This is a genomic window from Gemmatimonadota bacterium (assembly GCA_016719105.1).
GTDB lineage: Bacteria > Gemmatimonadota > Gemmatimonadetes > Gemmatimonadales > Gemmatimonadaceae > SCN-70-22.
In genome coordinates this window covers 75057-100811 of sequence record JADKAQ010000022.1, presented here as the reverse complement: position 1 = coordinate 100811, position 25755 = coordinate 75057, and the positions used below count along the sequence as shown (strand labels likewise).

Annotated in this window: 19 protein-coding genes; 5 read left to right on the top strand and 14 right to left on the bottom strand. The window is 69.1% G+C overall.

Annotated elements, in window-relative coordinates:
• Position 1: 1 nt before the first annotated feature.
• Positions 2-1216 (top strand): MFS transporter, encoded by a 1215-nt coding sequence (locus tag IPN47_20175; protein MBK9410318.1) that lies wholly within the window; start codon positions 2-4, stop codon positions 1214-1216.
• A gap of 36 nt (positions 1217-1252) precedes the next feature.
• Entirely contained in the window at positions 1253-2347 is a 1095-nt protein-coding gene (locus IPN47_20170; protein ID MBK9410317.1) for a hypothetical protein, read from the top strand.
• Positions 2348-2383: 36 nt separating this feature from the next.
• Here IPN47_20170 and IPN47_20165 read toward each other — a convergent pair whose 3' ends face one another.
• The 11 genes from IPN47_20165 to IPN47_20115 form a co-directional block, all read right to left on the bottom strand.
• Positions 2384-4330 carry a CocE/NonD family hydrolase gene (locus IPN47_20165; protein ID MBK9410316.1) on the bottom strand — a complete coding sequence of 649 codons (1947 nt, stop codon included), beginning with the start codon at positions 4328-4330 and terminating at the stop codon, positions 2384-2386.
• 156 nt (positions 4331-4486) lie between these two features.
• Positions 4487-5797 (bottom strand): hypothetical protein, encoded by a 1311-nt coding sequence (locus tag IPN47_20160; GenBank protein MBK9410315.1) that lies wholly within the window; start codon positions 5795-5797, stop codon positions 4487-4489.
• 218 nt (positions 5798-6015) lie between these two features.
• Positions 6016-7488: a phosphatase PAP2 family protein gene (locus tag IPN47_20155; protein MBK9410314.1), complete on the bottom strand. Its 1473-nt coding sequence runs from the start codon at positions 7486-7488 to the stop codon at positions 6016-6018.
• Positions 7489-7557: 69 nt separating this feature from the next.
• A complete protein-coding gene (locus IPN47_20150) occupies positions 7558-8511 on the bottom strand; it encodes a hypothetical protein (GenBank protein ID MBK9410313.1) in 954 nt (317 codons plus the stop codon).
• Positions 8508-9071, bottom strand: coding sequence for a hypothetical protein (locus IPN47_20145; protein ID MBK9410312.1), 564 nt, complete (start codon positions 9069-9071; stop codon positions 8508-8510). Before IPN47_20145 ends, IPN47_20150 begins: the two co-directional genes overlap by 4 nt.
• Before the next feature lie 66 nt (positions 9072-9137).
• The gene (locus tag IPN47_20140; GenBank protein ID MBK9410311.1) at positions 9138-10394 is read right to left on the bottom strand and encodes a RagB/SusD family nutrient uptake outer membrane protein; all 1257 of its coding nucleotides are present in this window, start codon (positions 10392-10394) and stop codon (positions 9138-9140) included.
• Positions 10395-10416: 22 nt separating this feature from the next.
• Complete coding sequence (locus IPN47_20135) at positions 10417-11061, bottom strand: hypothetical protein (protein MBK9410310.1); 645 nt, start codon at positions 11059-11061, stop codon at positions 10417-10419.
• 232 nt (positions 11062-11293) lie between these two features.
• A complete protein-coding gene (locus tag IPN47_20130; protein MBK9410309.1) occupies positions 11294-13402 on the bottom strand; it encodes a TonB-dependent receptor in 2109 nt (702 codons plus the stop codon).
• 125 nt (positions 13403-13527) lie between these two features.
• Positions 13528-14301: a prolyl oligopeptidase family serine peptidase gene (locus tag IPN47_20125; protein MBK9410308.1), complete on the bottom strand. Its 774-nt coding sequence runs from the start codon at positions 14299-14301 to the stop codon at positions 13528-13530.
• A 526-nt stretch (positions 14302-14827) separates the two neighbouring features.
• Entirely contained in the window at positions 14828-15046 is a 219-nt protein-coding gene (locus tag IPN47_20120) for a hypothetical protein (protein ID MBK9410307.1), read from the bottom strand.
• Between the two features lie 673 nt (positions 15047-15719).
• On the bottom strand, positions 15720-16727 hold the full coding sequence (locus tag IPN47_20115; GenBank protein MBK9410306.1) for a metallophosphoesterase: 1008 nt from the start codon (positions 16725-16727) through the stop codon (positions 15720-15722).
• 527 nt (positions 16728-17254) lie between these two features.
• On the opposite strand from IPN47_20115, the gene IPN47_20110 reads away from it, so the two are divergent.
• Positions 17255-18574, top strand: a complete 1320-nt coding sequence (locus IPN47_20110; GenBank protein MBK9410305.1) for a M6 family metalloprotease domain-containing protein — start codon at positions 17255-17257, stop codon at positions 18572-18574.
• 45 nt (positions 18575-18619) lie between these two features.
• Here the strand turns inward: IPN47_20110 and IPN47_20105 are convergent, their stop codons facing one another.
• Complete coding sequence (locus tag IPN47_20105; protein MBK9410304.1) at positions 18620-18955, bottom strand: hypothetical protein; 336 nt, start codon at positions 18953-18955, stop codon at positions 18620-18622.
• A gap of 191 nt (positions 18956-19146) precedes the next feature.
• On the opposite strand from IPN47_20105, the gene IPN47_20100 reads away from it, so the two are divergent.
• A complete protein-coding gene (locus IPN47_20100) occupies positions 19147-21321 on the top strand; it encodes a TonB-dependent receptor (GenBank protein MBK9410303.1) in 2175 nt (724 codons plus the stop codon).
• A 133-nt stretch (positions 21322-21454) separates the two neighbouring features.
• Here the strand turns inward: IPN47_20100 and IPN47_20095 are convergent, their stop codons facing one another.
• Positions 21455-23572, bottom strand: coding sequence for a S9 family peptidase (locus IPN47_20095; protein MBK9410302.1), 2118 nt, complete (start codon positions 23570-23572; stop codon positions 21455-21457).
• A 333-nt stretch (positions 23573-23905) separates the two neighbouring features.
• On the opposite strand from IPN47_20095, the gene rsgA reads away from it, so the two are divergent.
• The gene (rsgA, locus tag IPN47_20090) at positions 23906-24895 is read left to right on the top strand and encodes a ribosome small subunit-dependent GTPase A (protein ID MBK9410301.1); all 990 of its coding nucleotides are present in this window, start codon (positions 23906-23908) and stop codon (positions 24893-24895) included.
• 37 nt (positions 24896-24932) lie between these two features.
• Here the strand turns inward: rsgA and IPN47_20085 are convergent, their stop codons facing one another.
• Entirely contained in the window at positions 24933-25751 is an 819-nt protein-coding gene (locus tag IPN47_20085) for an alpha/beta fold hydrolase (protein MBK9410300.1), read from the bottom strand.
• Positions 25752-25755: the final 4 nt, after the last annotated feature.

Below are 25755 nucleotides of genomic sequence, written 5' to 3'. Positions count from 1 at the left end.
GGTGCACGAGGCTCCCCACCCCTGGCGCTACGCCGCCCTGTACTTCCCCATGGGGCTGATGATCGGGTATCCCAGCGTCGCGCTGGGATACCTCTCATCGCGCGCCGGACTCCCCGTCTCGGCGGCGGCGGCGATGGTGGGGTCGGCCTTCTTTGCCCACGCCTTCAAGTTCATCTGGGCGCCGCTGGCCGATTACTCCCTGTCGCGGAAGGCCTGGTATCGCATCGCCATCGGGGTCATGTCGCTCGTCATCGTCGCCCTCACCGCGACGCCGATGCGCGAGTCGAACGTGCCACTCCTCTCGGTGCTCGTGCTCACGGGCAACTTCGCCGCGACCTTCGTCGCCTTCGCCACGGAGGGGTTGATGGCGTTTAACGCCGGGCCGGGAGGGCGCGGCCGGGCGAGCGGGTGGTTCCAGAGCGGAAACCAGTTCGGGCAGACCGCAGGGGGCGGGCTCGGGTTGTGGCTGACGAAGCACCTCCCGGAACCGTGGATGGCAGGGGCGGTGCTTGCGCTCCTCCTCGTGGCCTGCTCGTTGGCACTGCGCGGGCTGCAGGAGCCGGCGGGCCTCCCGCGCGGGGCACGCGTCGCCGACCGCGCGTCGGACGCGTGGCGCGAGTTGCGCGCCGTGCTGCGCAGTCGTGCGGGACGCATTGGGTTGCTGCTGGCGATACTGCCCATCGGGACGGGATCGGCGCAGTTCCTGTTCGGATCGCTGGGGCCGGAGTGGAACGCGTCGGCCGATGTCGTCTCGTTCGTCCTCGGCATCGGTGGCGGGATTGCCATCGTCACCGGGTGCATGGTCGGCGGAGTGCTCGCGTCCCGCCTGCCGAGCGCGCGCGCGTACGCCGTGGCGTGCACCATATCGGCGTTGGCCGCCTTGCTCCTCCTCGTCTCGCCGCGCAACACGTTGGGCTACGCCGCCTCGACGCTGACCTATACCTTCGCGCTCGGGCTCTGCTCCACGACGCTGACGGGGATGGTCCTCGGCGTGATCGGCGAACGCGCGGCGGCGACCAAGATCAACGTCTTCTTCGCCATGAACACGATGTTCGGGCTGGCGATGCTGCGCGTGGATGGGTGGGCACACGACCGATGGGCCACCAACGGGATGTTGCTCGTGGAGTTCGGGATCGGGGCGGCGTGCCTGCTGCTGTTCGTCGTGATGGAGCGGCGGATACGTGGGACGGAGGGATCGGCGGCGGCTCCTGTGTAGTTTGCGGGTGAGCGACGTCGTTCACCCGATTCCAGCATGCTGACCTCCTGCGCCTGGTGCGCCACCCCCTTCCCCGCGAACGACAGCATCGAGGAGATGCCCGTCGGGCGACGCCTCGCCTTCGATGCATCGAAGGGGCGGTTGTGGGCGGTGTGTCGCCGCTGCGAGCGATGGAACCTCGCCCCCATCGAGCAGCGCTGGGAGGCGATCGAGTCGTGCGAGCGCGCCTTTCGCGAGACGCGACTGCGGGCGAGTACCGACCAGGTGGGATTGGCGAAGCTGCGTGACGGCACGGAGCTGGTACGCATCGGCCGCCCAATCCCGCGCGAGTTTGCGGCCTGGCGATACGGCGACCAGTTCGGACGTCGTCGGGCGAAGGTGATCGCGTTAGGCGTGGGAGGGGTGGCGGCGGTGGGCGCGCTGGCGGCGGGGGCCGTCGCGCTCGGAGCCTCGGTGACGGCGTTCCTCCCCGTCATCCATGTGGCCAACCTGGTGAACGTGCTGCGCACCTCGTCGGCGCTCACGCGCGAGCGTCCGCTCGACGACCCGGCGGGCGGGCGAGTCCTCCCGATCGGGAATCCACGCTTGGTCAGCGCCTCCGAAGAGGACGGGGGGTGGGGGCTGGAGGTGCCGTACACCAGCCGACTCACCGACGATGACAAACCATCCGAAGGATGGTGGGCGCGCGGCATGAACAAGTCGGTCGCGATCGGGACGGTACGCCTCGTGGGGCCCTCCGCACGCGACCACCTCTCGCATTGTGTCCCGCGCCTCAACCGCGCGGGGGCGCCGACGCCGCGCATTCGCGGGGCGATCGACCTCATCGGTGAAGCCGGGGGGACCGAGGGGCTCCCGTCATTCCTGGCACGGCATCGCGCACGCTTCACGGCGCAGCAGACCTTTGGCGATTCGGGGGACCTGACCGCCCTCCCCTCGGAGGTGAAGCTGGCGCTGGAGATGGCGGCGCACGAGGAGACGGAGCGCGCGCTCCTGGCGGGAGAGTTGGCCGCGCTCGAAGCGCAGTGGCGCGGGGCAGAAGAAGAGGCGGCCATCAGCGATGACCTGCTGCTGCCGCCCCAAGTGCTCACGAAGCTCGATTCCCTGCGCCGGGCGGTCGAACGCTCGCGCTGACGCGCCGCCCGGCGGCAACGGCCGCGTGTCCGACCGCTAGGGATCCAGCCGGCGCAGCTCCACGCGCGTGGCCTTGAGCGCATGGTGATACACCCGCATCGTCGCCTTCACGAAATCCCCCGGCTTCGCTTCGAAGATGTTTGGCACGAACTTCTGCGGATTGCGATCGATGTGCGGGAACCAGGAGCTCTGCACCTGGACCATGATGCGGTGCCCCTTCCGGAAGGTGTGGTGGATCGAGGGCATCTCGAAGCGCACCGAGTCGGGGCGCCCCGGGACCATCGCCGAAGGCTTCTCCCACGAACGGCGGTAGCGCATGCGCATCGGCTCACCGCGCACCAACTGTTGGTAGCCGCCCACCATGAAGCCGCTGTTGTCCTCGGCCCAGTTGGCCGCCGAATCGGGGAAGACGTCGATGAGCTTGACGATGAAGTCGGCGTCGGTGCCCGTGGTGCTGACGTGCAGCACCGGCGAGACGGGGCCGGTGAGCGTCACGTCCTCGGTGAGGATCTCGGTCTGGTAGGTGAGGACGTCAGGACGGCGCGACGCGTGCCGCTGGTCGGCGGTGATGTAGTCGCGCGGCATCCCCTGCGGCTCGATGCGGTCGACCACCGGGACGGGCTTCGCCGGATCGCTCACGTACTCATCGAAGCCGCTCCCGCGCGGTGGCGGGGCGAAGGCGAGCTTGCCGTCGGGATGGAGGTAGAGCGCGACCGGCTTGGCGGCCGGCGCCGGCCACCGGTCGTAGCGATCCCAGCGATCGGCGCCGGTGCGGAAGACCAGCACGTTAGGCAGCGACGGGTCGGGGGCACCGGCGAGGTGATGGGCGAAGAAGGGATACTCCACCGAGTCGCGATAGAAGGGCCCGGTCTTATACTTCCAGCGCAGGCTGCCTAACACGTTGCCGTCGCCGCGGCTCCACCCGCCGTGCGACCAGGGCCCCACCACGAGCCCGTTCTTCGTCGCCGGCGACTGCTTGGCGATCGACTCGTACACCCACCACGGACCATGCAGGTCCTCGGTGTCGTAGAAGCCGCCGACCGTGAGCACCGCCGCCTTCACGTCCTTGAGGTGCGGGCGCAGGTTGCGCGCCTTCCAGTAATAGTCGTAGGCGGGGTGGGCGAGGATGCTGTCGAACATCGCCGCCGAACCGGCGGGCTGCATGTACCGGCGAGCGGCCGGCCCCACCGGCCCCATCTCGAGGTAGAACTTGTAGGCGTCGCGCATCCCCATGTCGAACGGGTAGCGCTTGTCGTAGCCCGGCTCGGTGCGTGGCCCGCGACCGAAGAAGGTGTAGAAGCCGAAGTTGTGCGGAAGGAGAAAGGCGCCGCCGTGGAAGTTGTCGTCCCCCATCCCGATGTCGGTCATCGGCGCCTGCGGCGAACAGGCGACGAGCGTCGGGTGGCGCGACAGGCAGCTCGCCGAGGCGTAGAAGCCGGGGTATGAGGTGCCGTAGATCCCGACCTTGCCATTGGTCGGCAGGTTGGCCGCGAGCCACTCCAGCGTGTCCCACGTGTCGGTCCCCTCGTCGACGTCGGTCGGCTTCTCGTGCCGTTCGAGCGCCGGGGTCATGTCGCGAAAGACCCCCTCGGAGAAGTGGCGCCCGCGCACGTCCTGGTAGACGAAGATGTAGCCGTCAGCCGCATAACGAGGATTCCCCGAGGGGCCGAGCGCGGGGCGATAGGCGTCGGCGCCGTACGGGGCCACCGAGTACGGGGTGCGCGAGAGCAGCACCGGATAGCGGCGCGTGGTATCGCGCGGGACGTAGATCGAGGTGAAGAGTGTCACGCCATCGCGCACCCTGATCTTCACTTCGCGCTTGGAGTAGGCGGCCTTGACCGCCTCGGCGGACGGCGCCGCGGCGGGGGGTTGCGCCGGCAGCTCCCTGGACGGCGCCAGCAGGGTGGCCGTCAGGAGCGCTGCCAACGGGACGACACGGGCAAACGTCAGGCGATCGCGAGACACGAGGGATGCTCCACGCATTTCGGGGTTGGAGGCGCCGTGCGGCGCCGGGACGATCCTCCACGATAGCTACCGCGACGCCCCGGCGTATGCGGAAGATCGCGGACACGACAACGCCCTCCCGACAGCGGGGAGGGCGCCGAGTCGCCGTGCCGAGTGGCTCGTGGACCGAGGCGCTCAGTTTGGTGCGTGGACCCCCTGCCCGCCGTACGGCCGGTTGGCACCGACCGCCTGTGACTCCAGCGGATAGGGGCGTGTGTTGTCGAGGCTGGCGACGCGTTGTGCGATGGAGCCGGTGAAGGGCGTGCGCGAGGCATTGCCGCCGAAGGGATCGGTGTACCAGGTCGCCGGACCGCCGGCGTTGTTGATCGTCGTCTGGTTGAAGTAGGTCTCGCGATGCGAGCCATTGAACGGCGAGCGTGGGTCGTCCCACGTCAGCTTCAACTGCCCGTAGTTGGTCCCCCAGTCGCACTCGCCGCCGCGCGTCCGTCGCTGCGTGCTCCCGCTCCCGATGCGTTCGTAGCACAGGTCCAGCGCGTAGCTCAGGCGCGAGGCGACGCGCGGATCGTGGTAGCGCGCCGGGTTGAAGACGGCGAAGTGCGGGTCGAAGTAGGCGATCTGTCGCCCGCTCGCGTCGCGCAGGTAGTTGGAGGTGACCCAGTCCTCGTACAGCGCGCTGTAGGACGACCAACGTCCCGCGGGGACGAGGAGGTACTTGTCGGCGCAGGTGCGGTCGGGGATGAGGCGCGTGCCGCGTCCGTTGAGCTGCCCCGGCATCGGCGTCAGGTCGGTCTTCACGAACGTCCCCTTGGCGCAGCCGCGCTCGAAGCGCGCGACGCGATCGATCCGCGACAGCACCGTCGCCTGCAGGAAGGTGCCGTCACTGCAACGCACGGCGTAGAAGATCTCGTGCGTGTTGTTCACCAGCGCATCGGGCGAGTGCGTCCCCTGGTGAAGCTTGGCCATCCAGTCGCACGTCACGCCAAACGGGACGCGCGCGCCATTGACCGAGTAGTGCAGCTGGACGTCGTTCTCCCACTCGATCTTGTGCCCCACGTGGTCCTCGTGACGCATGGCGCCAGGCTGCCAGGACAGCAGCGCTTCGTTGGCCACGCCAAAGGGGACGGCCCCGACCAGCGCGTACAGCTTCGACCCCCGCGGATCGCGCCCGTGCTCGTGGCCGAACGTGCAGCCGGTGGCCGGATCCACCGGGGGATGCCAGGTGGGATAGCGCTTGCCGTCGGGCCCCGTGACGGCGAACTGGTCGTGGACGGCGGCCGTGCAGCTGTCGAATCGTCCCGGGCGCCAGGTCCCCATGGCGGAGCTGTTGCCGCTGGCGGGGGCGACCACCGAATGGCCGGTGTGATCCGATGTGGGTGCGCTACCGTGGTCCGACACTGCGGTCGCCGTTGGCGCGTCGCTGCGCTGGCAGGCGCCCGTCGCGAGGAGCGCAGCAGCGAGGACGGCACGAGATACGGGTGAGAGCATCGGGGTCTCCGGCGATTCACGGGGGGGGAGGTGGCCCAGGGGCGGCCATGGAGCTCCAGCGATCGTGAATCATGCCGCATCGGGCCGCCAAAGACCGTGATGAAGCGAAAGGCCGTTTGGTGATACTGGTCGCGTTCGCCTGCGCGGTGACGTGGGCGCGGCCCTCGCACCGCGGGACGATTGCGCGACCGATTCGTCGCGCGAAGACGTCCGACGAACTACCGGACCCCGTCGGCGTTCATCCGCGCGACCACCGCCTTCCCCACCTTGGTCCCCAATGTGTCGCCCGCCTCGATGTCGAAGCGATAGTGCACCCCCGCCCACACACGCGAGTTGGAGGCCTCCACGGCGTAGTCGTCCCACAGCTTCGCCTTGTCGGGAAAGAGCGCCGTCATCACCTGCGCGGCCGACGTGGAGATGGTCGAGTGACCGGAGGGATACGACGGGAAGGGGGGCGTCGAGAAAATGGTGTTCATCGTCGGGTCGACCGTGATGGGACGGGCGAGCCAGTAGTGGAACTTGGCGTCCCAGCAGGCGACGAAAGCGTCGTACATCGCGATGCTCACCCACACGCGCGCACGCGCCGCGCGCGGGAGGCTCCAGCGGCGCCGGGCCAACTCCTCCTCCACAAAGAGGTCCCATCGCGCCGTCGGCGCCTCGGTGGCCCAGAAACGGGCGCGATCCATCTGGGCCACCGTCCTCCCGCCAGCCGCAAGCCGGCGCAGCTCGTCGAGCGACGCCTGCCACCCCGCGCTCCCGGGGGGCGGATACGGCGACGGGCGATAGGCGCTCCCCGACGGGATCACCCAGGTCTGCCACGTCCCGGCAAGGGCGTCGAACGGGACCTTCACGCGCCGCGCCGGCGTCGGCTGCCAGACGTACGCCCCGGTGGGCATCACGCCATCCCACACCCGGTCGGCGCCGTCGGACGCGGCACGTTGCAACACGCGGCGCGCCACCGCCTCGCCTAACGCGTAGCCCGCCTCCACGTCGCTGCGATAGGCCGCACCGGCGGCGATGCGCGCCTCACCCGCCTCGCGCATCAGCGCCCGCAGCCGCGCCGTGTCACCAGGGAGGGCGTTCGCGGCCAGCACGGCGCGCGCCGCGGCCGCCACCGCGGCGTGCTCGCTCGGATAACTGGGGACACCCCCATCCGACACGCGCAACCGCACACGATCACTGGCCTCGGCTGGGGAACGCCGCCGATAGGCCCACTTGGCATCCCACGTCGCGAGCACCGCGTCGTACGTCGCGGCATGCAGCAGCGCCATCAGCCGCGCCGAGCGCGCCGGGGTGGCGATGCGCACGTCGGGGAGGATGGTCCAGTAGACGCCCAAGAGGTCGACCGCGGTGCGGGTCCACAGGCTCGTCGGGTCACCCTCATGCAGGCGAAGGACCGAATCGCTCACCGCCGTCACGCTGCGTTGCAGCGCGACGATCTCATCGAGTTCCCGAGCCGCCTGCGTCGAACCCTCGGCAGGCGGCGCGGCAGGCCGGAGTGCGCCGGCGCGCGGGAGGACGAGGGTCGGCCAGTTGGCGGCCTCCGCCTCCACAGGTGGCGCCAGCGTGACGTGCGGTTCCGCACAACCGGAGACCGTCAGGAGCAAGGTGGCGATCGTCGCCGGCACCGCGCACCGGACGCGCGGCGCATGCCGCGGCGTTCCGGTGACCCCAGCGCGTCGCCGTTTCATCGACGCACCGCGTCGCTGCGGGACGCCCTCGGGTCGGAAGGTGATCGTCCGCGGCGTGCCGGGGCCGTATCACCAAAGTCGTCGCGGTACGGCCGGATCGCGAAGGGCGCGCTCGCTCCCGATCGGCTCGCCCTGGTCGGCGATGGGTTCGACCGTGATCACGTGGGTCCAGCGCGAGCCGCCCGTGGCGTCCTTCTCGCGCAGGTCGAGCGGGAGGCGCAGGACGGAAGGGAACGGGAAGCCTAACGGGTTGGAGAACCAGTCGTCGCCGGGAAACTCCTCCTCCCCCGCCGTCTGGAAGTCCTCGACCCCGGAGAAGGGGCCCCACCCGGTGTCGTCGCGTGTCGTGATCGCCCCCGACGCGTCAGGGACGAACTTGCCATACGAAAGCCAGATGGCGTCGGGCTTTCCATGGTCGCGCACCATCCACCCTTCGTAGATCCATCCCGGCGTGAGCGGCGACAGGCGCACCCACTGGTCGTTCTGCGGCGTCTGCCGGGGGGCCATGTTGAACAGCCACACGCCACACTCCTCAAACGACGGATAGCCATTCATGAAGTTGTCGCTGGGGCTGAACATGGTGAACTGCCCCGGGACCTGCTTGAGCGGGAGGTTGCCCAGCGTCAGCGCGTTCTCCACCGACAGCGTCGCGCGCCCCCCCTTCCACTCGCCCTTCATCAGGCGATGTGCGGAGGGCGATCCCGCCGGGTCCTTGAGCGTCTGCACGGTCACCACGATCGACGCCGGTTCGTTCGTCGGCAGGGCGACGTCGAGCGTCCCGCTCGTCCCGCTCACGGCGAGCGTGCCGAGGGGGGTGGCGCCGCCGGCCGCGTCGAGGCTCCACGCCTCATAGCGCCCCTGTGACACCGGATCGAGCGCGACCAGCCCGGTCACCGTCAGTTGCAATCTGGCTTGGGCCGAGGGACCGGTGCTCTCCGGCGAATCCCCACCGCCGCACGCCGTGAGCCCCGCGAGCATCGCCAGCACCGCCTGCCTCGCGAGCGTCGCCCCTCGACGCATCATTCGCCCCCCGACCCGCGGTACTGGTCCGCCCCTCCGCCTCCACCGGGGTCGGCGGGGGGCGTCGATCCCGCCCTGAATCCCTTGGTCACGATGAAGGTGACCACCACCGCGAGGGCGCTTCCCACCACCCATGCGGTGCGCTTCTTCGAGAGCGTGCGCACTCGCACGTCCGTCACGTCACGCGTCCCCAGCGTCACCCGCACCCCACTCACCGGGAGCTCCTGCCCCCGGATGGGGGTGACCGAGGCGACGTCGAGCACGTAGCGGTCGCCCTCCATGCCCTTGAGCATCCCCGTCACGCGCAGGATGCCGGGGCCTAACGCGGCGGTGTGCGTTCTGCGCCCCTCATCGGTCAGGTCGAGTGCAATCGCCACACCGGGCGCGAGCGTCGTCGTGGGCGGGACGTACGTGTAGCACGCCGTGAGCAGGTGCAACGCGGCCAGCAGTGCCCCCCCCGTGCGGAGCGAACGCGACCGTGGACGGCGCCCTGTGGCCGCGCCGTCCCGGTGGTCATCTCCGCCACGCTCCTGGTCCATCACCGTCACGTCAATGTCCGGCATGCACGTCACGATCGGGCCGGGCGGCCACGCGCCGATCGTCCGGCGCGTGGCCCTCCCTGCGCGCGATCAGGTGCCGCGCAGGTTGGGGTTGGACTGCGTCTCGTTGAGCGAGATCGGGATGCACTTGTCGCGCGTGTCGAGGTAGCTGTTCTTGGCCGGCCCCGTCTCGGCGTTCCACCGGCGCAGGTCCCACAGGCGGCGCCCCTCGAGCCACAACGTCGCGCCACGCTCCTTCTGCAGCACCGGCCACGCCTGGGCCGCCGTCGTGATCCCGGTGAGCGCCGGCAGCGGCGCCGACGTGGTGTTGTGGAAGGCGCGTACCTGGTTGATGAGCGTCACCGCCCCGGCCACGTCGTTGTTGCGCAACGCCGCTTCGGCACGCAGCAGCAGCATCTCGGTCCCCTTCACGATCGGGATGTCGGCGGCCAGTGTGGCGTACTTGCGCTGGCGGAAGAAGGTCGTGCGCCCATCCTGACCCACCGCCAGCGCGCCGCTGGTCGTACGCACCGTGTCCCACGGCACGCGCGGGTCACGCACCGTGGCCCACTGCGTGTTGAAGACGGTGAACTCCGAACGCGTGATCGTCTCGAACGCCAGATCGTTGTTCTCGGCCGTGGTATTGGTGGAGAACGGCGCCACGAAGACGTAGGCCGTGGGGACGACCGAGGCATCGGTCACCGCTGCCGTCCAGTTGTTCTGCCAGGCGCGCACCGAGGCGCGACCGCCCGAGGCCACGCGCAGGAGCGAGTCCTTGATGGCGCCGGTGAGCGAGTTGGCAATGCGGATGGCCTCGGTGAACTGCGCCTCGGCGCGCTGGAAGTGCACCTTGTGGTCACCCGACGGTCCGCCGTCGATGACCGAGTTGCACGTCAGTTCGCCTAACAAGCGATTGGAGAGCCCGGCGTAGATGTTGGCGCGCGCGGCGAGCGGGGAAGTGTCGTACCCCGTCCCCAGCACCTCCTTCATGCGCACGATCCCCTGCTCCGCCACCCAGCGGGAGCGGTGCATCCCGCCCCAGTGCCCGTTGATGTCCTCGGGGCGGATGATGCCGCGGTTCCAGAGCCCTTCACCCGGGCCGTAGCTCCCGGAGTGGTACAGGTCGTCGGACATGATCGCCGCCCCCTGCGTGACGACGTCATACGCACGCGAGAGGTCGAAGGCCATCCCCGTCACGAGCCCGGTCATGGCCGTCGGGACATTCAGGTTGTCGTCGGCGATGGGGCCGGGGTTGGAGACGTCGAAGAAGTTGCAGCCGGCGGTGGTCGCCAGGGTGGTGATTGCGACAGTCGCCGAGGCGCGTCGCACGATTCGATTCCACTGCATCGTGTGTGATCCTCGGTTGGGGTTACCAGTTGGTCCGGAAGGAGAGCGAGAACGAGCGCAGCTGCGGGAGCGTGTAGTACTCACGCCGTCCCACCTGGCTGTCGGCCTGGTCCGACGACTCCGGGTCGAGGCCGTTGTAGTCGGTGCTGAGGAAGAGGTTGCGCCCGGCGAGGCTGAGCGTGCCGCCGCGCGACCCGGGAATCCACTTGGCCGGCACGCGATACGACAGCGTCACGTAGCGCAGGCGGAAGAAGTCGAGCTTCTGGATCCAGACGTCGCCGAGGTTCTGCGTCGTGTTGTAGCCGCAGCGCGTGCGGTCGAGGGCGTTGATGCCGTTCAAGGCGCTGGCATCGCCCTTGGCCGCGGCGATGATGGCGCGCTGGTTGGCGTAGCACGGACGCCAGTTGCCACGAATGGCGTTCTGGTAACCGACGTAGTTGATGTTGTAGCCCCCCTTCTGGAACTCACCCAGTCCGTCGATGGTGAGCTTGTCGAACAGGGTGAGCGTGGTGCCGAAGCCCATGATGTTGGTGGGCCACGTGGGACCGATGTACATGTTGGTGTCGGAGCGTACCGGCGCCTCGAACTTGTCCGCGTTGAGGATCTTGCGGGCGAAGAGCGAGGTGACCGGGTAGCCCACGCGCACCTCGGTGAAGCTCCCGCCCACCGCGATGAGCGGCCTCGTCGCCGAGGTCGGTGGCTTCGCTCTTGAGGTGCGTGAAGTTCACGCGCCCACGCCAGTCGAAGTTGGAGCGCCGCACGAGGCCCGGCGTCGAACTTGACCTCGAGCCCGGAGTTCTGGACCTCGCCGATGTTCTCGAGCTGCCGGTTAAGGAAACCCTGGCTGGGCGGATACCGCACCTGGATGAGCGCGTCGGACGTGGTGGTGTTGAAGTACGTCATGTCGACCGAGAAGCGACCGGCAAAGGCGCTGGCCTCGAGCCCGAATTCGGCTTCGCGCGTGCGCTCGGGGCCCAGGTTCGGGTTGCCCAGCTGGTTAGGCGAAAAGCCCGGCTTGGCTTCGTCGCCCGCGATCGGATCCCAGGTGCGCACGGCGTCGAAGGCCCCGGCGCCTTGCCCGACTCGCCGATGGCGGTGCGCAGCTTGAACGTCTCGATCGTGTTCTTCGGCCACCACTCATGGTCGGAGAGGGCGTACGCAAAGCCGACCTTGGGATACCACTGCGGGCCGAAGTCCTTGCCGAAGGCGCTGTTGCCGTCGACGCGCATGCCTAACGTGAGGAAGGCGCGGTCGTTCCAGCCGATCTGCTCCTGGAAAAAGAGCCCCGCGTTCACCACGCGGCGGCGCGTATCGGTGCCGACCGTGCGGCGCGCGGCGCTCGTGATCACCGGGTCACCCGGGCCGGAGAACTCGTCGGCCGTCACCGCCGTGCTGCTCAGGTTGTCCTGGAAGAGCTGCCCGCCCACCGACGTCGAGGTGGTGAAGGTGCCACGGAAGTCCTTCTTGTACGTCGACGCATAGTCGACCGAGAGGAACTGCCGCACCCAGTTGGCCTGCGTGAGCTGCCCCACCGCGTTGCGCAGGTGGCCGAACGGGATGATCGAGCGATTCTCGACGTTGTTGTAGTCGAAGCCGACGGACAGGCGGTTGGTCCACGCCTCGATCGGCGAGTAGTTCATGGTGAAGCCGGAGATGTAGTGATCCGTCTTCGTCTTGGTGCCGATGGTGAGCGCCGCGTTGTTGTTCATGCAGATGATCCCCGTCTGCACGCATCCGGCGCCCCGATAGTTGCCCGCGGTGCCACGCGCCACGTTGAGCAGGAAGCCGTTGGCCAGGTTGCCGTCGGCAATCCAGTCCTGGTCGCCCCGCTGGTACGACGAGTTGAGCGACAGCTCGAGCTTCTGGAACGGACGGAAGGCGAAGTTGCCGCGGAAGCCCCCCGTGGTGTACTCGTTGGACTCGAGCGCCCCTTCTTCATTGGAGAGGTTGCCGGCCAGGAAGTACTGCGCGATGTCGCTGCCACCCGCCACCGACATCGCCGCCTTCTGCACCGCCCCGGTGCGAATCCACTTGCCGCGCGACGGGCAGGTGGCGTCCTCGAACTTCACGTCCTGCCCGAACGTCGCGCTCGTCGGCACGATGTCGAGGCCGAACAACTCCGGCCCCTGGCAATCCTTGAGGTAGACCGCCGTGGGGTCGCCATCGACCTTGAGGTAGTCCAGGTCGTTGGTCCCGCCGGTGAGGTCGAGCGACCACTGCGGCTTGCCGGCACGCCCCCGCTTGGTGAAGATCTGGATCACCCCGCCCGACGCCTCCGTCCCGTACAGCGTCGTCGCCGCCGCGCCCTTCACCACTTCCACGCGCTCGATGTCTTCGGAGCGGATGTCGTTGAACGGGTTGATGGTCTGGCGCGCGTTGGTCACCGTCGGGGAGACGCCGCTGTAGATGCGGACGCCGTCGACGTAGATGATCGGGTTGTTGTCCTGCGAGATGGAGTTGTTGCCGCGCAGGCGGATCTGGCCGCCGGCCCCCGGCTGTCCGGAGTTAGCCAGCACGGTCACCCCCGGCGTCTGCGCCGAGAGCAGCTGCTGCGCGTTGGCCACCGGGGCGTTCTGGATCTGCTCGGCGGAGATCGTCGCCATGGAGTTGGTGATCTCCTTGCGGCGCACGTCACCCGTCGCGGTGACCACCACCTGCTCCAGCGCCACCGGCGCCTCACGGATGACGAAGTCGAGCGTCGCCGTCTCGCCGGCGGCGACGTTCACCTGGGCCGAGGCGGGGGCAAAGCCGAGGCGCACGACACGAATCGTGCGCGGGCCGGCGGGCACATTGCTGAGTCGGTACTCGCCGTTCTCGTTGGTCTGGGCACCGATCGCCGTCCCCACCACACCCACCTGGGCCTGGGGGAGCGGGCGATTGGCCCCCTCCACGATGACGCGCCCGCGCACCGAGCCGGTGGCCTGCGCGGCCAGTGGCGAGGCGATGGCGAGCGCGAGCCCGGTCGACAACAACGACCGTGCGAGTGATCGAAGCACATCTCTGGACATGAAGCTCCTCCTGGTGCGTCAGGTGGGGGGAGGGAGGGTCGAACGGGACGTCGGGGGGCAGCGGTACACGATTTCGAAGCAGCGGCAATCAGGGCAAGTCACGTGGGACGGGTCGCGATCGACCGTCAGGTGCAGGTGTGGCGGCGCGCGGCGCCCCGTCGGGCCGCGCGCGTTCGCCTCCTACCGCGTGCGGAGCGGCGGCTGCGGCTTCGAGAGGTCGAGATAGGGACGCAGGTTCCACTCGAAGAAGGTCCAGGTGCGGGTCCACGCGTCGATCTGCTCGGGCGAATCGACGCGCTCCAGCGTCTTGGAGTCGACGCGTCGGCTGAAGGCGTGGCCACCGCAGCCCCCAGGGGCGGGGTCGACGTAGACCTTCGTTTCGGTCGGGCTTGAGGGCGCGCAGCTTCCAGACGATCTGCTGGTCCTCGACGTAGTTCACGTCCTCGTCGTTGGTGGCCACGTGCACGAGGATGGGACGCTGCAGCTTCTCGACCGAATAGAGCGGCGAGCGCTTGATGTACTCGTCCTGCTTCTCGTGCGGGAGCCCGCGCAGCCCAGGCTGCGTGGAGAAGTCGCGCTGGTAGCGCGGCCTTAACCAAACGGAAGACGAGATTGGTCACCGGGACGATCGCGGCGCCGGCCTTGAGCGGCGTGTCGCCGCGGAACAGGAGGTGCGCGGTGATGAAGCCTCCGTGGCTCCATCCCATGACGCCCACCCGCTCGGCATCGACGTGCGGCAGCGTCTTGAGATAGTCGTAGGCGCCGTAGACGTCGTCGACTTCCTTGGCCCCGTAGTCGATCGCGCGGTAGTGCGCCTCGCCGTAGCCAGTGCTTCCGCGATAGTCCGGGGCGATGACGACATAGCCGCGCTCGACCGCCTCCTTCACGAACGGAAGCATCGTCGCCCCCCACGAGGTGCACGCCGCCATGCACCCAGATCATGGCGGCGTGCCCTTGCCCGCGCTTGTTGAGCGGCTGGAAGAGGAAGGCCGGGATGTCCATGTCACCCACCGGCGAGCGATAGGTGATCTTCTTGAAGTCCATCACCCCCGCGCTGCGGGCGGCGTAGGTACTGTCGATCGCTTCGCGGTTCTTGATGTCTTCAGCCCAATCGCGCGTCGAGTGATCGGCGGGATCGGCGCTGACGTACAGCGACTCGGCGCGCGTGGTGGGGGCGGGGCGGCGAGTGCCGTTCGTGCGCGCTCCACCCTGCTGCTGCGCGCCGACTTCCGGCGTCAGGACCAGGACGCCCACTGCCAGGGCGAGGACGACTCGTGCACCGGCGGGGGCCAGTCGAGCAAGGGCTCCGGACATGTAATGACGCTCCTGCATCCGCGGGGGGGACGGCGAAATACGGTGGGAGGGGAGGTCCCGCAATATTTCGTATGCACTCCGGTGTGCAAGAGGAAGAGCCCGCCCGATTGCCTAGCTGGCCATGATGTAGTGGCAGCCGGCTTCCTGCGCGCGAAGGCAGGCGAAAATGCCGTTCGGTTGGATGATGATTCCGGGGATCATCAGCTCGGTCGCGCGCTTGCGTGCCTCGGCGTTCTCGATCCTGTCCTTCTTCGCGATGCGCGACGCCACGAAGCGGAAGGCCCAGCCGCAGGCGAGGACCGTTCCTCCGCTCGTGAGAAACGTTTCCACGTGTACTTCTTCGCCCGTTCGTCGCTCCCAGCCGACGCGCCGCTTACCGGGTTGGTGAGGCGCCACTTCTTCCCCTCATTCGTGCGCAGCTTGTTGTCCTTCCCCACTTCGTAGCGCGCCCAGTACTCGTCCTTCATGATCAGGTCGATGGCCGAGTGGCGGAAGACGACGACGGGAGACATTTCGGCCCGCTCGGTGCCGTAGACCTCCTTGTACATGTCGCACCAAGCGATCGCACGCACGAGGCGGCGCCGTCGGCGATCTCGGGCGATCGAAGACGGCGCGGTACTTCCCGTTCACGCGATCGGTCCAGCTCATGTCCCACGTTTCGGTGATCGGCAGCGGGTGCTCGTCTGGTCGATCGTGACGGGGTGCCGGCTCCACGAGGCGCGGCGCGGCGGCGTGCAGGAGGGACGGGGCGCCGGTCACGCCGAGGATCGAGGCGCCGCCGAGCAGGCCGAGGAAACGACGACGAGGAGTGGGCATTGGAAGACGGGAGACGGGAGACGGGAGACGGGAGACGGGAGCGCGCGGCCTGGCCGGGCGCGGTGCGGAGCGCCGATGCGAGGTTAGCGCGAGGACGCGGTGGCGTCGATACCGAGGGGGATGAAGCGTCCCTCGCCGACGATCGAGCGAGAGATGGAGTACAGGGTGATACCGGAGGGGAAGTTCATCAATGGACCACCGCTGGCTCCAACGATCGCCGCCCTGATCGAAGCGCGTGGCGATGCCGGGGTAGCGCAGGAGTTCGCGGACGCATGTGACCGGCGAGGGCGAGCGGATACGGATGCGGGGCGACGCGCGCGATGACGTCGCGCGCGTTGGAGACGGTGTGTCGGAAGGCGGCCTTCCCGTTGACCGTGATCACGCTGGGAGCGGGCGGGGCGTCGTTGTAGCCGTTGATCGTCTCGACGGCGGTGAAGAACGGGATGTGGTTGAAGGTCACCACGGGGGTGCCGGCCGGGACGACGGCGAGGTCGCGCTCGAGCCATGCCAGCTGCAACGAGTCGACGTGGCCATAGTAGCGCGTGTCGTCGATGTCGACCGTGTTGAGGGCGACGAAATGGACGCCCCCGGCATTGAACGAGTAGTAGTCGGGGCCGCGATAGTGGCGGTACATGCTGCGGCCGTAGAGCGGGTGATCGGCGGCGACGCCGGAGCGGTCGCGCTCGATGCCGAAGATCTCGTGATTGCCCGGGACGGTGTAGAGCGGAACCGGCACGGGCGCGACCTGCTCCTGAAAGAGGTCGTAGTAACCGCGCGCTTCGACCTCCCCCACCCGAAGCGCATCGCGCACCAGGTCGCCGGTGATGAGGACGAAGTCGGGGCGCAGCGAGTCGACGAGGGCGCGCAGGCGCTGCATGCGCCCCACCGACGCCGGGGCGATGTGGGTGTCGGAGGCGTGGACGAAGGTCAGGCGACCACCATGGGCCGGCGCACGCTGTAGCGCGAAGTCGACCGTCGTCGCGCCATCGACCACCGTTGCCCAGAACGCCCCCGTGTTGCGGTAGCCGTCGGGGATGCTGGCAAAGACGATTCCGGTGCGCAGGGCACTCGTCAGGCGGTAGGCGCCGTCGGCGCCGGTGACGACGACCGAGTCCTGGTCGGAGACGGCGACGCCCGCGGATGGCGCTCGCCGAGCCTTGTCGCGAGCGCACCTCGTGCGCGACGCGCGTATCACGGGTGCCGTGCAGGGCCGCAGGGTGCGCCGAGATGACGCCACTCGCGCCGGGGAGGCAGGCGACGGCCATCCACACGGCGAGGCGGGGAGACGTCATGTGGGCGTTCCTCGGCGATAGGGGGAACGAAAGAGTACGGTGCCGAACTCGTCGGCGCCACGTGACGCGGCGCTGCACGTCGGCGCCACGTGACGCGGCGCTGCGCGCCGTCGCCCGCCGGGGCCTTGCCGAGTCCGCTCGCGTCGGCTTGCCGCGGCCTGACGCCCGATGCATCGTCGGTGCGCTGGCGAGGTGATGCGGCACGCACGGGCCGCCGCGACCACGCGGAGGACCGCCGTCATCACGGGCTGATATCGATCGAACGGCCGCCACAGCGGGACCTAACGAGAACCCCGAGGGCTCCATGCTTCGCCTCTTCCGTCCGTCGCGTCACCTCACCTGTCACAAGGCGCGCTGCTTCGTCCCGCCCTCGCCGCGGCTCATGCACGACCTCCTGCAGCGCTACCGTGCCTTGCTCGAGGAACGGCGCATCCCCAAGGGGACGACCTTCAAGCAGTTCTTCGACGTGTGGGTCTCGGCGCGCCGTGGCGAGAACTTCATCGGGCTCGACGACGGCAGCCTCGATCACGGCCCCGCCGGGGGGGCGCAGGCGCTGCATCGCCCCAAGGTGCAGCTCAAGGGGGTGGTGAAGACGCTCGTGCTGCTCGTCGACTTCCCCGACCAGGCGCATGCCATCGAGAAGACGCCGGGCTACTACAAGCGCATGCTCTTCTCCCTCAATCGCGACTTCGCCACGGGGTCGATGCGCGAGTACTTCCGCGGCATCAGCAACTTCAAGCCGGGAGCGAAGGGGAGTGGCATCGACGTGCAGGGCGAGGTCCATGGCTGGTTCCGCATGCCGCAGCCCTTGTCGTTCTACGCCAACGAGGCGTCGGGGATGGAAGACTCCTTTCCGCGCAACGCGCCCGGACTCGCCGCCGACGCCATCAAGGCCGCGCTCGCGGCGGGGGTCGACTTCACGCCATTCGACGCGCTCAAGGAGAAGGTCGTGACGGCGCTCTTCGTCATACACGCCGGGCGCGGTGCCGAGGAGACGGGGGAGAAGGGGGACATCTGGAGCCACAAATGGACGATTCCCGGGAGCCCGGTGGTGGCGCCGGGGCTCAGGGTGAAGACCTACCTCACCGTGCCTGAAGATTGCGGGGTCGGCGTCTGTGCGCACGAGTGGGGGCACCTCGCCGCGCGCTGGGCCGACTTCTACGACACCGGCGAGGACGAGGAGACCACGTCGAACGGGCTGGGTGACTTCTGCCTGATGGCGAGCGGCTCGTGGGGCAACGGCGGCGTGACGCCGAGCCTGCCTAACGCGATGCTGCGGCAGTTCCACAAGTGGATCACGCCGACCATGGTCACGAAGACCACCGCCGGGTTGCAACTGAAGCCCGCCGCCGAGGGTGGGCAGTCGCTGGTGATCGTCAACCGGAAGACGATGTCGGCCCGGCAGTACATCGTCGTCGAGTATCGCCGGCGCCAGAAGCAGGACGCCTTCCTGCCTGACGAGGGGATTGCCGTCTATGTCGTGGACGAGACGGTCGACGACGTCAACGACGAGGAGAACCTGGCGATCGAACTGATTCAGGCCGACGGCAAACGTGATCTTGCCGGGCTGTTCGACGTGGGGAACTCGGGCGACAGCGGCGACCTGTTTCCGTTTGGTGCACGCCGCGCGATCGGCAAGGCGACGCGCCCGGCGCTCAACCTCCCCGGGGGGAAGTGGTCGGGGGTGACGATCACGGTGAAGGGGCGCCCGGGGGACCCGACGATGAGCGTGGATGTGACGATTGGGTGAGGGCGGGGGCGGAAGGCGGTGACCTCCCCCGCCCCGGGCACGCGCCTACGGCCCCGGCTCCCCCTCCCCCACCGGCTCCAGCGCCGTACGCAGCCGCACGAACTGCGGATCATCGAAGGTCTGGAGCCGTACCGGCTTCTCGTTGCGCAGCATGTCGAGCACCGCCGGCAGCTCGCGCACGTGAAAGAACATCCGCACCCCGAAATCCGACGCGACTTCCGGCGGCGGCAGCGGATCGAGTTCGCCGTAGAACTGGATGATCCCGATCGTCTCCGTGTCGTCGAACAGGGTGATGGTGGCGACGGAGTGGTCCTTGTCGACGCCGTTTCGCGACGACCAGAAGTGGTACGCGTAGCGCTTGATCTCGACGTTGGTGGCCATGGCGCGCGGGTGAAGGACGGTTCGCTTCAGCTGGCGAATGCTCCAGCCTGTCGCCCAGGCGGAGCGAAGGCCGTGCGCTGAATCACAGGCGCCGCCGCGCACCGATCGTCGTCACGTAAGGGAACGCCCGACAAATCCACTACGTACAAGCCACACTGCAACGGTTGTTGTGTGCAGCACAAGCTTGGACCATGCCTAACACCCCCTCTATCCGACTGCTGGCCGTGGCGCTGGTTCTGGCGCCCGCCGTGAGCTCCCCTGCGCTCGCACAAGAGCGGAAAGCCGATTCCACGCGCACGCTGCGCACGGTCACCGTGACCGCGACCCGCGCGCCGACCGACGTGCGCCAGGTGCCGGCGCCGGTGACGGTGTACGACTCCGCGAGCATTCGCGAGAAGTCGCCCAACAGCGCCGCCGACCTCCTGCGCGAGGCCCCGGGGGTCGACGTCGTGGGGACGGGGCCCAACCAGGGGCGCCCCTCCATCCGCGGCCAGCGCGGACAGCGCATCCTCCTCCTGCAGGACGGGCTGCGCCTCAACAACAACCGCCGGCAACAGGACTTTGGCGAGCTCCCCGCCCTGGTCGACGTCGACCAGATCGAGCGGGTCGAGGTGGTACGCGGCCCGTCGTCGGTGCTCTACGGCTCCGACGCCATCGGCGGGGTGATCAACCTCATCACCCGCACGCCCCGCGCCGACGGCACGACGCGCGTGCGCGGCAACCTTGGCTATCGCTACTCCGGGGCTGGTGAGCAGCAGCGTGGCGACGGATCGCTCACCGTCACGCGCGGCGCCTTCGCCTTTACCGGGAGCGGCTCGCTGCGCAACGCCGGCAACTACGAAGTCCCCGGCGGGAGCTTTGGCGACCTCACGCTCCCCGACGGCATCAAGCTCGACGACTCCGGCGTGCGCGACCGCTCGCTCAACCTGTACGCCTCGTGGCGCGGGCAGGGGCGCAGCAACGCCTGGATCCGGCACGATCGCTACGTCGCGCGCGACGCCGGCTTCGGCTTCGTGGAGCCCCGCATCCTGGGCGACACCTCCACGCGCATCAAGCTCACCTATCCGTGGCAGGCGGTGCAGAAGACGTCGGCCGGGATCAACCTCTCGTCGTTAGGCCTCCCGTTCGCCGACCGCGTGGACCTCTCCCTCTACACGCAGGGGAACAAGCGCGACTTCGACTCGTTCGTCGACGTCTACGTCCCCACCGGGCCGGGGCGCACCGCGGTCATCAACAGCCGCAGCTACAACACGACCGACGTCGGGAGCTCGGGGCTGCGACTGGAGGCGGCGAAGGTGCTGAGCCGCGTCGTCTTCACCTACGGGCTGGACGCCGTGCGCGACGATGCCGTCGCCAACGATTCGGCCTACTCGCGCACGACGGGCTTTGGCCCCAACCCGATCATCAGCTCCAGCACGCGCCCCTCGCTCCCCGACGCCGACATGCGCAACGTCGGCCTCTTCCTGCAGGGCGACTGGCGCCTGCACGAGCGCTTCTCGGTGATCACCGGGGTGCGCTATCACGACGTGCACGCCGAGACGCGGCAGACGGCGGGGCTCCCCGACAGCGTCGCCGGGCTCAAGGCGAACAACCGCACCACGGTCTACGCCGTGAACGGCATCTACCGCCTCACCGATCATGTGAGCGCGGTGGCGACGTACGGGCGCGGCTTCCGCGCGCCGAACCTGATCGAGCGCTACTTCTCGGGACCGTCGACCGATGGGACGGCGATCCAGGTGGCCAACCCCGGGCTCGACGCCGAGACGTCGACCAACGTGGACGTTGGCCTGCGTGTGAGCGTCGCGCGCGTCGAGGCGGAGTGGTTCTACTTCCGCAACAACCTCAAGGATGGCATCCTGACGCGCCCCACCGGGCGCACGATCGGGCGGCTGGCCGAGTTCCAGAACATCAACGTGGAGCGGCTGCGCACCAGCGGGCATGAAGCCACGCTGCGCGTGGACCTGGGGCGCGGATTCGACCTCAACACCAACTACACGAAGCTAGAGACCAAGAACCCCGACCGCCCGGACATCCCGGTGGCCGGGACCTACAGCTCCAAGCTCAACGCCGCGCTGGGCTACCGGCCGCGCGGCGGGCGCTTCTGGGCAGAAGGGGCGGTGCGTCGCCAGGGCGAGCAGCAGGACATCAACCTGGGGACGAGCCCGATCGGGAGCGTGCTCCCCGCCTTCACCATCGTGAACGTGCGCGGCGGCGTGCGGCTGGCGACCATCGCCGGGCGCCCGCAGGAAGTGGGGCTGGGGATCAACAACCTCGGCAACGCACTTTACGCCGAGGCGGCCAACAGCGCCTTCGTCCGCCCCGAGGCGGGGCGTCACGTCGTGCTCTCCGTGCGCTCGAGCTTCTGATTCATTGAACGAACGCGACCCCGGGACGCGGTGGGACGCTCCCCGGGGTCGTTAGGCTCCTTCGCCGCCCCGCCCTGGCCGACTCGTCTTCCGGCCATGGCGGGGTGTTCGTTAGGGGAACGCGCTCGGCTGCTCAGCTCACCCCGGGCGACTTCTTGAGCCACTGGTCGAGCCAGCGCCGTTCGTTGAGCATGCGGTGCACCTGGTTCCACGAGCCGCTGATGGAGTGCGGCATCCCCTCGTACTGGATCATCTTCGTGGGGACGCCGTTCTTCTTGAGTGCCACGTACATCTGCTCGGCCTCGGAGTACGGGACGCGCTGGTCGACCTCGCCGTGGATGAACAGCGTCGGCGCCTTGACCTTGTCGGCGTAGGTGAGCGGCGACTGGCGGATCATGATCTCGCGCGCCTTGGGGTCCCACGGCGTGCCGTAGAACTCCGTCTCCTTGGTGCGGGCGATGTCGGCGGTGCCATAGTCGCTCACCCAGTTCACGATCCCCGCGCCGGGAATGGCCGCGGCAAAGCGATCGGGATACTGCGTGATGAGCCAGTTGGTCATGAAGCCGCCGTACGAGTGCCCCATGGTCGCGACCTTCGACTTGTCGATCGGGTAGCGGGCGATGGCGTAGTCGATGCCGGCCATCACGTCCTCGCCATCGCGGTTTCCCCACCCGCCCCACGTTCCCCACAGGAACTTCTCGCCGTAGCCGGTGCTGGAGCGGAAGTTGACCTTGAGGACGAAGTAGCCGTTGGCAGCGAGGTACTGGCTCTTGAAGTCGAAGGCGTAGCCGTCGGCCGAGTGCGGACCGCCGTGGTTGCTGACGACGAGAGGATACGGCCCCGCGTTGGCCCGGTAGCCGTACGGATACATCAGCCACCCTTCCACCGGCGTGCCGTCGGCGCTGGCGAACTGCAGTCGCTCGGCGCGGCTGAGCGCGAGGTCGCGTAGGGCCTCCTCGTTGACGCTCGTCAGGCGGCGCTCGTTGCTGCCATCGATGTTGGCCACGTACACGTCGGCGGGGGTCTCGATGAGCCCCACGGTGTAGGCGATGGTGCGGAAGCCCTTATCGACGGTGAGGCTGTTGATGCGGCGCTCGCCCCTGGTCACCTGCTCGACGGCGCCGCCGGCAGCCGCAACGCGGAAGAGGTGGTTCCCGCCCCCGACGCCGCCCATGAAGTAGACGTAGCGCCCGTCGGGGCTCCACATCGCATTGCTCGGCAGGTAGTCCCAATCAGCGGTGAGGTTGCGCTCGGCGCCGCCGTCTGCCGGGACGAGGTAGAGATCGGTCGCGCCGCCGTGGTCGAGCTTGCGGGCGATGACGGCATTGGTGGAGAGCTGCTTGGCGTACAGAACCGAGCGGCCGTCGGGGGAGAACGAGGCGCTGGTGTGCTGATGGTCGGTGTCGGGGGTGAGGCGGCGGACCGCGCCGTCGGTGGCCACCGTGTACACGGCGCTGGCGCCATAGCGACGTTCGTCGCGATACGCAGAGTCGGCGGTGAAGAGCAGGCGCGTGGCGTCGCGGTTCCACTGCAACCCCTGCGGTCGAAGGCCGAGCCGCGTGAGTTGCTGCTCGCGGCCGTCGCGGGCGAGGAAGATCTCCTGCGGCGGGCTCACGGCCGGGTCGGCGCTGTTGGGGACCGGGAACGGCTGGCCATCGCGCTGGAAGTCGAGCCAGTCGAACTGGACTCCCTTGAAGCGCGCCTCGTGCCGCTCCTCGAACTCTGTCATCGCGGCACGTGCACGAGGCGGGGGCGGGACGTTGCGCAGGGAGGCCGTCACCGCGCCGTTAGGGGCGGGGAGGGTGAGTTCGCCGCCGCCGGGACCGTTGCGACGCGAGGGCGGGCGCTCGTATTCCGTCACCTGCGTGGGGGTCGCGGGGTCGAGGCGCCACCCCTTGTTGTCGGCGACGTACTGGAGCTGGCCGTCGGCCGACCAGGAGGGCGCGGTCGCGTGGCTCCCCTCGGGCGAGACGCGCCGCGCCGGCGCGCTTGCAGCTGCCGGCACGAGCCAGACTTCGCTCGGCTCGGCGTTGGTCGCCTCGAGGCGTGCGGTGAGGGCGAAGGCCACCCAACGCCCGTCGGGCGAGAGCGCGGGAGCGCCCACCGACTTGATGCGATAGAAGTCCTCGACCCGCAGGGCGCGGGCGTTAGGCGTGCTGGAGGCGCCAGACTGCGCCGCTACGGGCGACGCGAGGGCCAGCAGAACGAGTGCGCCGGGGAGGGTGACGCGCAGGCGGGTGAAGCACGGCATGGACGACGGCCTCCGAAGGGAAGGAACCGGCGCAAAGCTGGCCACCGAACCCGGACGATGCTAGCATTCTCCCCAACCCTTTCGTCGGTGATGCCGTTGCAGTCCCCCAACGCTGTCGGTGGCCGCGCGCCTCGCGCGTCCTGACCTGATCGCGCGCGCCCACGCTGGTTGGTGGGCGCTCCCCGGTTGCCGAAGTCGGCGACCGCCCTCCCGTCGGACGTCGCGGGGCGCCCTGTCGCGCTCCCGCCGGTGGCATGTGCGCCATCGGCCTCTGCTGACACGCGCCCACCTCGCGCTCGACGCGCGAGCGGTGGCGCCCAGACGCCGACTTCCATGACCTTGATACGAGCCCGCGTAGCCGCGGTCCATCGTTCGTCGCTCCAACTCCTGCATGCCGGTGCGCTCGTGCCGGCAACGCTTTCGTCATCACTCATTCGCGACCCCGACCCGCTCGCGCGCCCCGGCGTGGGCGACTGGGTCACGGCCGAAGCACTCCCCGACAACAGCTGGCGCGTGGCCGCCGTGGAACCACGCCACTCGGCGCTGGTGCGACGGGCGGCCGGCGAGCGCCTCGAGCCGCAGCTCCTCGCTGCCAACATCGACGTGGCGCTGCTCTTTGCGCCGCTACCCGACGACGTGAACCCGCGGCGCCTCGTGCGCCTGGCCGCCCTCGCGTGGGACGGCGGGGCGACACCGGTAGTCGTCCTCAGTCGTGCCGACCTCGTGGACGGCACGGCGCTGGCCGAGGCGATGCAGCAGGTGCAGTCGCAGCTGCCGGGGGTCGACTGCGTTGCCATCTCGTCGATGAGCGACGAAGGCGTGGCCCCGCTCAGGCCATGGCTGCGTCCCTCGTCGACGCTCGTCTTCCTCGGCCCGTCGGGGGCGGGGAAATCGACCTTGGTCAACCGGCTGGCCGGCGCCGCGCTGATGCGCACCGGCGTCGTCGCCGATGATGGCAGGGGCAAGCACACCACGACGCACCGCGCCCTCATCACCTTGCCTGACGACGTGACGGTGATCGACACGCCAGGGCTGCGCGAGGTGGGGATGTGGGTGGGGAGTGCGGGGAGCGAACACCTCTTTGCCGACATCATGACGCTGGCGGAGGGCTGTCGCTTTGGCGATTGCACGCACGCCCAGGAGCCGGGGTGCGCCGTGCTGTCGGCGCTCGAGAGCGGGACACTCGGCGCCGACCGCTACGACCAGTGGCGCCAGCTGCAACGTGAGTGGGACCGCGCCGAGCGTTCGGTGCACGAGCAGCGACGGTTCGAACGGACGTTCGGCCGGGCGGTGAAGCGGTTCTACAAGGACCGCGGGACGTGATGCCCGGAGAGGCAGGGGGAGGCGGCGCGCCGTCGGACTACGGGCGCGCCGCTGCCCCTCCCTGCTCCACCTCGCGCAGGAAGGCCGCCAGCACCGCATTGAACGGCTCGGGGTTTTCCATCGGCAGCGCGTGCCGCGAGTCCGCGACCACGGCCAGGCGCGCGTTGGGCATCAACCGCAGGTACTCCTCCTTCGATGCCACCGACGTGTAGTCGTGGTCTGCCGTGACGACGAGCGTGGGGAGAGCGATCCCACCGATGCGATCGAGCACCGTCCAGCCGAGGATGGCGTTGAGCGTCGCGAGGTACGCCTTGGGATCATTGGCGCCCAGCGTGGCCTTGAAGCTCTCGCGCAGTGCCGCGTGCTCTGGCTTGGGGAAGAGCTTGGGGGCGAGGATCTTTGCGAAGGTCGCGGGTCCGGCGAGCCTGGTGATCACTTGGCGCACGCCGATGGCCCAGCGTTCCACGAAGGTGCGCGGGACGACCGCCGGCCCGCTGTTCACGATGGTCATCGACGTGAAGTAGGACGGATCGTCGACCGCCATCTGGAAGGCGATCATCCCACCCAGAGACAGCCCGACCACGTGCGCCGGCCGCGCGCCCAGGTGGTCGAGGAGGGCGCGGGCATCGGCGGCAAACTGCGGGATGCTGAACGGTCCCTGGGGGTGCAGTCGATCGCGCGAGGCCGGCGTGCCGCGCAGGTCGAGCGTGACGACCCGATAGCGCGGGGCGAAGGCCGCGACCTGCAGCTGCCACGTCGCAGCATTGGCGCCCAGCCCGTGGAGCAGGAGGAGTGGCGGCCCCTCGCCGGACACCTCGTAGGCGAGATCGGCGTCGGCGAGGGAGAGGATGGGCATGCGC